General features: G+C 71.8%; 1 protein-coding gene and 1 pseudogene. One reads left to right on the forward strand and one right to left on the reverse strand.

Features of this window, described 5'->3' with window-relative positions; all coding sequences use genetic code 11:
• Nucleotides 1-122 precede the first annotated feature (122 nt).
• A complete protein-coding gene (locus OCT49_RS23225; RefSeq protein WP_283853768.1) occupies nt 123-884 on the reverse strand; it encodes a thioesterase II family protein in 762 nt (253 codons plus the stop codon).
• Here OCT49_RS23225 and OCT49_RS23230 point away from each other — a divergent pair.
• Nucleotides 804-9,854 (forward strand): annotated as a pseudogene (locus OCT49_RS23230) (amino acid adenylation domain-containing protein); the annotation flags it as partial. The gene OCT49_RS23225 and the pseudogene OCT49_RS23230 overlap by 81 nt on opposite strands.
• Nucleotides 9,855-9,883: the final 29 nt, after the last annotated feature.

Below are 9,883 nucleotides of genomic sequence, written 5' to 3' on the forward strand. Positions count from 1 at the left end.
CACCGGCACGGCGCACGAGGACAGGGGAACGGCCCCGGAACCCAGCAGGGTTCCGGGGCCGCCGTCGTCGCGGAGGGTCCGCGCAGCGCGTGCCGGCCGCGCTCAGTGCATGCAGGCCGCGCTCAGTGCGTGCCGACCGCCGTCAGGGACAGCCGCTCGTCGACCCGGCGTCCGAACTCCTCGGTGTCGGCCGTCAGATAGAAGTGGTCGCCGGAGAAGACCCGGAGGTTGAAGGAGCCCGACGTGGTGTCGGACCACGCCCGGGTCTCCTCGACCGTGACGTCGCAGTCCGCGTCGCCGACCCAGGCCTCCACCGGGGCGGTGATCCGCAGGGAGGGGTCGGGCCGGTAGCTCCCCATGAGGGCGAAGTCGCCCCGGATCGCGGGCATCAGCAGCTCCCGCATCTCGGGGCTGTCCAGGAACTTCGTGCCGTCGCCGCCCAGCCGCTCCACCTCCGCCAGGAGTCCCGCGTCCCCGCCCAGGTGCGCCCGGTTGCTGCGGTAACGGGCCGGCGGCTGCTGGCCCGAGACGAACACCACGGCCGGCACGACACCGTGCCGGTGCTCCAGCCGGTGCGCCACCTCGAACGCCACCGACGCCCCCATGCTGTGCCCGAACAGCGCCAGCGGCTGCTCCGTCACCGGCAGCAGCGCCTCGGTGAGCGCGTCGGCGAGCTCGCCCATCCGCGTCACGCACGGATCGCCCAGCCGGTCCTGCCGCCCGGGGTAGCAGGCGCCCAGCAGCTCCACGTCGTCCGGCAGCCACTGCGGCCAGTTGCGGAACATGCTGGCGGCCCCGCCCGCGTGCGGCAGGCCCACCAGCCGCAGCCGCGGCCGCGGCACCCGCTTGAAGCGGCGGAACCACACATCGGTCTGCTCGGACATCCCTCTACCTCCGTCGTACGTCATCACTGGCTCGACAACTCTCCCAGTGCACCCGGCACGGCGTGGCTCTTCGTCCGGTCTGCAACAACGTGCACTCCTGCGAGAGTTGTCCGTTGCGCGAGTCAGGATGAGTACTCGCGCGCCTCCCGCGCGCTTCGCCGTGACGACCGACGGCGGCAGGGCCCCGCCCCGCCGCCGCATGCCGGTGTCCCAGAACACGACCGAGGGTGGTTCCCGTTGTCCGACGTCCAGGACCTTCTTCTGCCTCTGACCGCTGCCCAGTCCGGCATCTGGTTCGCGCAGGAGCTCGACCCTGCCAACGTCATCTACAACGCGGGTGAGTACCTGGAGATCCACGGCCAGGTCGACGTCCCGCTGTTCGAGACGGCGCTGCGGCAGGTGCTGGCCGAGGCGGAGTGCCTCCGGGTGCGTTTCGTGGACACGCCCGACGGGCCCCGCCAGCGGATCGAGCCGACCCTCGACTGGTCGCTGCCCGTCACCGACGTGTCCGCCGCACCGGACCCGCGCGCGGCGGCCGAACTGCGGATGCGGGACCTGCTCGCCACCCCCAAGGACATCAGGCACGACCACCTCTTCGACTTCGAACTGTTCCGGATCGCCGACGACCGCTACCTGTGGCTGCACGCCTACCACCACAGCGCCGTCGACGGCTTCACCGTGGCGCTCGTGGCCCAGCGCGTCGCCGAGGTCTACACCGCGCTGGCCGAGGGCATCGAGGCGGGCGCCTGCCCCTTCGCCCCGCTGAGCGACCTCGTCGAGGCCGACCTGGCCTATCGCGCCTCCGAGCGGTTCGCCAAGGACCGCGCCTACTGGACGGACCGGCTCGCCAGCGCACCCGGCCCGGTCGGCCCGTCCGGAGGCCGGCCCGGCACGGCCCGGCGCCTGGTGCGCCGCACCGCCCACCTCGACCGGACCACGGCCGGGGCGCTGCGGGAACTCGCGCGGGCGGCCGAGGTGTCCTGGCCGCCGGTGCTGGCCGCCGCCTTCGCCGCCTACCTCCAGCGCTGCACCGGCACCGACGAGGTGATGCTCGGGCTCCCCGTCACCACCCGGCTCGGCCGCGCGGCCCGCTCCGTGCCCGGCATGGTCTCCAACGTCCTGCCGCTGCGCCTGGCCCCGGCCCGCGACATGACCGTCGGCGAACTGCTGCGCCACACCTCCGCCGCGATGCGGGCCGACCTCCGCCACCAGCGCTACCGCTACGAGGACCTGCGCCGCGACCTGAACCTGCTCGCCGACGACCAGAAGCTGGTCGGACCGCAGGTCAACATCATGATGTTCGACTACGACCTGCGGTTCGCCGGGCACCGGGCCGTCGTCCACAACCTCTCCGTCGGGCCCGCCGACGACATGGCCGTCGTCGTCTACGACCGCGGGGACGGCAAGGGGCTGCAGATCGACCTCGACGCCAACCCGGAGCTGTACACCCCCGACGAGATCGACGCCCACCTGAACCGCTTCCTGCGGTTCCTGGCGGAGCTCGCGGACGGCGGACCGGACCGGGCCGTCGGGGAGATCGACCTGCTGGACGACGCGGAGCGCCACCAGGTGCTGGAGGCGTGGAACGACACCGCCCACCCGGTGCCGTCGACCACCCTGACCGCGCTGCTGGACGCCCAGGCCCTGCGCACCCCGGACGCCACCGCCCTGGTCTTCGAGGGCACCGGTCTGTCCTACGCGGAGCTGGACGAGCGGGCCGGTCGGCTGGCCCGGCTGCTCGTGGCCCAGGGCGTCGGCCCCGAGCGCTTCGTCGCCGTCGCCGTACCGCGCTCGGCCGACCTGCTCGTCGCCGTCCTCGCGGTGCTCAAGTCGGGGGCCGCGTACCTGCCGGTGGACCCGGGTTATCCGGCGGAGCGGATCGAGTTCCTGCTCCGGGACGCCGCCCCGGTGCTGGTCCTGACCACTGCCGAGGTGGCCGAGGGGCTGCCCGGCACCGAGACGCCGCAGCTGCTCCTGGACACGCCCGGCACGGCGGAACTGCTGGCCGGCCACGGACCGGACAGCGGCATCGCCCTGCCCGTCGCCGCCCCCGCCAACCCGGCGTACGTCATCTACACCTCGGGCTCCACCGGCCGCCCCAAGGGCGCGATCGTCCCCCACGCGGGCATCGTCAACCGGCTGCTGTGGATGCAGGACCACTACCGGCTCACCGCCGACGACCGCGTCCTGCAGAAGACCCCCTCCGGCTTCGACGTCTCCGTGTGGGAGTTCTTCTGGCCGCTCATCACCGGCGCGACCCTGGTCGTCGCCCGCCCCGAGGGCCACAAGGACCCCGTCTACCTGGCCGGGCTCATCCGTGAACAGGCCGTCACCACCACGCACTTCGTACCCTCCATGCTCCAGGCGTTCCTGGCCGAGCCCGCCGCGGCCGAGTGCACCGGACTGCGCCGGGTGATCTGCAGCGGCGAGGCGCTGCCCGCCACCCTGCGCGACCGTTTCCACGCCGTCTTCGCCGGACCGTCGGAGATCGGACTGCACAACCTGTACGGGCCGACCGAGGCCTCCGTCGACGTCACCTGGTGGGCGTGCGGCCCGGAGGACAAGAGCCCGTCGGTGCCGATCGGCCGGCCCGTGTGGAACACCCGGGTGTACGTCCTGGACGCCGGGCTGCGGCCGGTCCCCACGGGTGCGCCGGGAGAGCTCTATCTCGCGGGCGTCCAGCTCGCCCGGGGTTATCTGGGGCGTGCGGGGTTGTCGGCGGGTCGGTTCGTGGCGGATCCGTTCGGTGTCGCGGGTGGGCGGATGTACCGGACGGGTGATGTGGTGCGTTGGTCGGCGGGGGGTGAGCTGGAGTATCTGGGGCGTGCGGATGACCAGGTGAAGGTGCGTGGTTTCCGTATCGAGCTGGGTGAGATCGAGTCGGTGGTGGGGGCGTGTCCGGGTGTGGGCCGGGTGGCCGTGGTGGTGCGTGAGGATCAGCCGGGGTCGCGGCAGATCGTTGCGTATGTGGTGCCGGTGGACGGGGTGCCGGTGGATGGTGGGGTGTTGCGTGGTTTCGTGGCGGAGCGGTTGCCGGAGTACATGGTTCCGGTGGCGTTCGTGTCGTTGGATTCCCTGCCCCTGAACCCGAACGGGAAGCTGGACCGGCGGGCGTTGCCGGCGCCCGATTTCGGTGGTGTGGTGCGGGGGAGGGCTCCGCGCACGGAGCGCGAGGCGGTGCTGTGCGGGCTGTTCGCCGAGGTGCTGGGTCTGGAGGAGGTCGGCGCGGACGACAGCTTCTTCGACCTGGGCGGCGACAGCATCATGTCGATTCAGCTGGTCAGCCGCGCCCGCACCGCCGGTCTCGTCCTGACCACGCGCGACGTCTTCCGGCTGAAGACCGTCGAGGCACTGGCCGAGGCCGCCGAGGAGGACAGCCGGGACCGGACCGTCTGGGGCGCCGAACCCGGTGGTGGTGTGGGTGGTGTGGTGTCGGTTCCGATCGTGCATTGGTTGCGTGAGTTGGGGTCGGGTGTGGGTGGTTTTCATCAGTCGGTGCTGGTGTCGGTGCCGGCGGGTGTGGGTGTGGGTGCGTTGGTGGGTGCGGTGCAGGCGGTGGTGGATCGTCATGATGCGTTGCGGATGAGGCTTGAGGTTGCGGGTGATGGTGGCTGGGGTCTTGTGGTGGGGGAGGTGGGGTGTGTTTCTGCTGGTGGGTGTGTGCGTCGGGTGGATGTGTCGGGTGGTGATGGTGGTGTGTTGTCGGAGTTGGTGCGGGTGGAGGCGGATGCGGCTCGGGAGCGGTTGGATCCTGAGGGTGGGGTGATGGTGCAGGTGGTGTGGTTCGACGCGGGGGCTGGGCGTTCGGGCCGGTTGTTGGTGGTGGTGCATCACTTGGTGGTGGACGGGGTTTCGTGGCGGGTGATTCTGCCGGATCTCGAGGTTGCGTGGCGTGCGGTGGTGGCGGGTGAGGTGCCGGTGCTGGAGCCGGTGGGGACGTCGTATCGGGCGTGGGCGGGTCTTCTGCCGGGGTTGGCGGAGGGTCGTGTGGGTGAGTTGGGGTTGTGGGAGGGGGTGTTGTCGGGTGGTGATGTGTTGTTGTCGTCGCGTGCGCTGGATCCGGTGGTGGATGTGGCGGGTTCGTCGTGTTCGGTGTCGGTGGAGGTGCCGGCGGGTGTGACGTCGGCGTTGTTGACGTGGGTTCCGGGTGTGTTCCGGGCGGGTGTGGAGGAGGTGTTGCTGGCGGCGTTGGGTGTGGCGGTGTCGCGGTGGCGTGCGGGGCGTGGTGCGGGTGGTGGGGGTCTGTTGGTGGATCTGGAGGGGCATGGGCGTGAGCAGGTGGTGGAGGGGCTGGATCTGTCGCGGACGGTGGGGTGGTTCACGAGCCGGTATCCGGTGCGGCTGGATGTGGACGGGGTGGGTGTGGTGGGTGCGGTGAAGCGGGTGAAGGAGGTGCTGCGGGGGTTGCCGGACCGGGGTATGGGGTTTGGTTTGCTGCGGTATCTGCATCCGGTGGCGGGTGGGGTTCTGGCGTCGTTGCCGGAGCCGCAGGTGGGGTTCAACTATCTGGGTCGTTTTGCTGCTCAGGGTGGTGACTGGTCGCCGGTGGGTGAGGCCGGTGGTGTGGGTGGGGGTGTGGATCCGTCGATGCGGATGCCGCATGCGCTGGAGGTGAATGCGCTGACGCTGGACGGTGCGGAGGGTTCGGTGCTGTCGGCGGTGTGGGCGTGGCCGGGCGGGTTGTTCGGTGAGGGTGAGGTGGAGGGGCTTGCCCGTGCGTGGGTGGAGGTCCTGGAGTCGTTGGTGGTGGCGGCGGGTGAGCCGGGTGCGGGTGGTCTGACGCCGTCGGACGTTCCGTTGGTGGAGGTGACGCAGGACGAGATCGAGACGCTGGAGACCGCGTATCCGGGCCTGGTCGACGTCCTCCCGCTCTCCCCCCTCCAGGAAGGACTCCACTTCCACGCCCTCGACGAGGACGCGAGCTCGGACGCGTACACCGTCCAGATCGTCCTCGACCTCGAGGGCGACTTCGACGCCACGGCCATGCGCCGGGCCGCCGGGACGCTGCTGGGCCGGCACGCCGGGCTGCGCGCGGGCTTCGTCCACGAAGGACTCGACGCACCGGTCCAGGTGATCACCGCAGCGGTTCCGCTGCCCTGGTCCGAGCAGGACCTCGCGGACCTGGCCCCCGGCGCGCGCGACGCCGCCGTCGCCCGGATCCTCGACGAGGACCGGGCCCGCCGCTTCGACCCGGCCGCCCCGCCGCTCCTGCGCTTCACCGCCATCCGGCTCGACGACCGCCGCCACCGGCTCGTCCTCACCTACGACCACCTGCTGCTCGACGGCTGGTCGACGGCCGTCCTGGTCCGCGAGCTCTTCGCGCTGTACGCCTCCGGCTCCGACACCGCGGCCCTGCCGCGCGTCACCCCCTTCCGCGACCACCTGGAATGGCTCTCCCGCCAGGACCGCGCCGCGGCCGGCACGGCATGGCGCGAGGCCCTGGCCGGACTCGACGAACCCACCCTGCTCGCCTCCTCCCACGACACCGCCGACGCCGCCGCGCCCGAGCAGATCCGGACCGAACTCACGGCGGAGCTGACCGAGGCCGTGAGCGCGCGGGCCCGCGCCCTGGGCATCACGCTCAACACCGTGGTGCAGGGCTGCTGGGGCCTGGTCCTCGCCCGGCTCACCGGCCGCGACGACGTCGTCTTCGGCGCCACCGTCTCCGGCCGCCCCGCCGACCTGCCCGGCATCGAGGACATGGTGGGGCTGTTCATCAACACCCTGCCCGTCCGGGTGCGGGTGCGCCCCGGCGACAGCCTGTCCGGCCTCTTCGGGGCCGTGCAGGACGAGCAGGCCCGGCTCATGCCGCACCAGCACGTCCGCCTCGCCGATGTGCAGCGGCTGACCGGACACGGCGAACTCTTCGACTCCATCGCGGTGTTCGAGAACTACCCGATCGACGCGCTCGACCTCGGCAGCGCGGACGGCCGGCTGCGGGTCACCGGCGTCGACGGCGGCGACACCACCCACTACCCGCTCACCCTGATCGCCGTCCCCGGCGACCGGCTGCAACTGCGCCTCGGGTACCGCCCCGGCGTCGTCGACCGGGACCGCGCCGAGCGGATCCTGGCCGCCCTCCTCTCCGTGCTCGACACCGTCGTCGCCGACCCGGACCGGCCGGTCGGCCGCATCGACCTGCTGCCGGCGGCGGAGCTGGACCGCGTCCTCGTCGACTGGAACGACACCGCCGCCCCGGTGCCCGCGGGCACCCTGGCCGACGCGTTCCGGCAGCAGGCCGCCCGCACCCCCGACTCCGTCGCGGTCACGTTCCGGGGGACCGGTCTGTCCTACGCCGAGCTGGACGAGCGCTCCAACCGACTGGCCCGGCTGCTCATCGGCCGCGGCGCCGCCCCCGAGCAGTTCGTCGCCGTCGCCCTGCCGCGCTCGGCCGACCTGCTCGTCGCCGTCCTCGCGGTGCTCAAGTCGGGGGCCGCGTACCTGCCGGTGGACCCGGGTTATCCGGCGGAGCGGATCGAGTTCCTGCTCCGGGACGCCGCCCCGGTGCTGGTCCTGACCACCGCCGAGGTGGCCGGGGGCCTGCCCGGCACCGGCACGCCGCGCCTCCTCCTGGACGGCGAGGACATCACCGCCGAACTGGACTCCCTGCCCGCGCACGCCCCGACGGACGCCGACCGGGTCGCACCGCTGCGGCCCGCCAACCCGGCGTACGTCATCTACACCTCGGGCTCCACCGGCCGCCCCAAGGGCGTCGTCGTCAGCCACGAGAGCGTGGTCGCCCTCGCCGCCTGGGCGGCGACCGAGATCGGCCCCGAGCGGCTGTCCCGGGTCCTGTTCGCGACCTCGCTCAACTTCGACGTGTCGGTCTTCGAGGTCTTCGGCCCCCTCCTGTCGGGCGGCTCCGTCGAGGTCGTGCGCGATGTGCTCGCGCTCACCGAGGCGCCGTACGACACCTGGTCCGGCACGCTCATCAGCGCCGTGCCGTCCGCCCTCGACCAGCTCCTGGCCCACGGCGGCCTCGGCGTGCGCGCGGACCTGGTCGTCCTGGCCGGCGAGGCCCTGCCCGCCCGGCTGATGGACGACATCCGGCGGACCATGCCGGGCACCCGGGTCGCCAACATCTACGGGCCGACCGAGGCCACGGTCTACTCGACCGCCTGGTTCTCCGGCGACGGCTCCGCGGACGGCATCCCGCCGATCGGCCGGCCGATCACCAACCGCCGGGTCTACGTCCTGGACGCCGGCCTGCGCCCCGTGCCCCCCGGGGTCACGGGAGAGCTCTACATCGCCGGGCCCGGACTGGCCCGGGGTTATCTGGGGCGTGCGGGGTTGTCGGCGGGTCGGTTCGTGGCGGATCCGTTCGGTGTCGCGGGTGGGCGGATGTACCGGACGGGTGATGTGGTGCGTTGGTCGGCGGGGGGTGAGCTGGAGTATCTGGGGCGTGCGGATGACCAGGTGAAGGTGCGTGGTTTCCGTATCGAGCTGGGTGAGATCGAGTCGGTGGTGGGGGCGTGTCCGGGTGTGGGCCGGGTGGCCGTGGTGGTGCGTGAGGATCAGCCGGGGTCGCGGCAGATCGTTGCGTATGTGGTGCCGGTGGACGGGGTGCCGGTGGATGGTGGGGTGTTGCGTGGTTTCGTGGCGGAGCGGTTGCCGGAGTACATGGTTCCGGTGGCGTTCGTGTCGTTGGATTCCCTGCCCCTGAACCCGAACGGGAAGCTGGACCGGCGGGCGTTGCCGGCGCCCGATTTCGGTGGTGTGGTGCGGGGGAGGGCTCCGCGCACGGAGCGCGAGGCGGTGCTGTGCGGGCTGTTCGCCGAGGTGCTGGGTCTGGAGGAGGTCGGCGCGGACGACAGCTTCTTCGACCTGGGCGGCGACAGCATCATGTCCATCCAGGTGGCCGGCCGGGCCCGGCGGGCCGGACTGTCGGTGCGTCCCCGCGACGTCTTCCGGCTCAGGACCGTGGAGGCCATCGCCGCCGCCCTCGACGAGCAGGGCGACACCCCGGCCGCCGCGGTGATCGAGCCCCCCGGTGGTGGTGTGGGTGGTGTGGTGTCGGCTCCGATCGTGCATTGGTTGCGTGAGTTGGGGTCGGGTGTGGGTGGTTTTCATCAGTCGGTGCTGGTGTCGGTGCCGGCGGGTGTGGGTGTGGGTGCGTTGGTGGGTGCGGTGCAGGCGGTGGTGGATCGTCATGATGCGTTGCGGATGAGGCTTGAGGTTGCGGGTGATGGTGGCTGGGGTCTTGTGGTGGGGGAGGTGGGGTCTGTTTCTGCTGGTGGGTGTGTGCGTCGGGTGGATGTGTCGGGTGGTGATGGTGGTGTGTTGTCGGAGTTGGTGCGGGTGGAGGCGGATGCGGCTCGGGAGCGGTTGGATCCTGAGGGTGGGGTGATGGTGCAGGTGGTGTGGTTCGACGCGGGGGCTGGGCGTTCGGGCCGGTTGTTGGTGGTGGTGCATCACTTGGTGGTGGACGGGGTTTCGTGGCGGGTGATTCTGCCGGATCTCGAGGTTGCGTGGCGTGCGGTGGTGGCGGGTGAGGTGCCGGTGCTGGAGCCGGTGGGGACGTCGTATCGGGCGTGGGCGGGTCTTCTGCCGGGGTTGGCGGAGGGTCGTGTGGGTGAGTTGGGGTTGTGGGAGGGGGTGTTGTCGGGTGGTGATGTGTTGTTGTCGTCGCGTGCGCTGGATCCGGTGGTGGATGTGGCGGGTTCGTCGTGTTCGGTGTCGGTGGAGGTGCCGGCGGGTGTGACGTCGGCGTTGTTGACGTGGGTTCCGGGTGTGTTCCGGGCGGGTGTGGAGGAGGTGTTGCTGGCGGCGTTGGGTGTGGCGGTGTCGCGGTGGCGTGCGGGGCGTGGTGCGGGTGGTGGGGGTCTGTTGGTGGATCTGGAGGGGCATGGGCGTGAGCAGGTGGTGGAGGGGCTGGATCTGTCGCGGACGGTGGGGTGGTTCACGAGCCGGTATCCGGTGCGGCTGGATGTGGACGGGGTGGGTGTGGTGGGTGCGGTGAAGCGGGTGAAGGAGGTGCTGCGGGGTTGCCGGACCGGGGT

Origin of the sequence: Streptomyces sp. ML-6 (assembly GCF_030116705.1) — a bacterium.
In the GTDB taxonomy this organism is placed as follows: domain Bacteria; phylum Actinomycetota; class Actinomycetes; order Streptomycetales; family Streptomycetaceae; genus Streptomyces.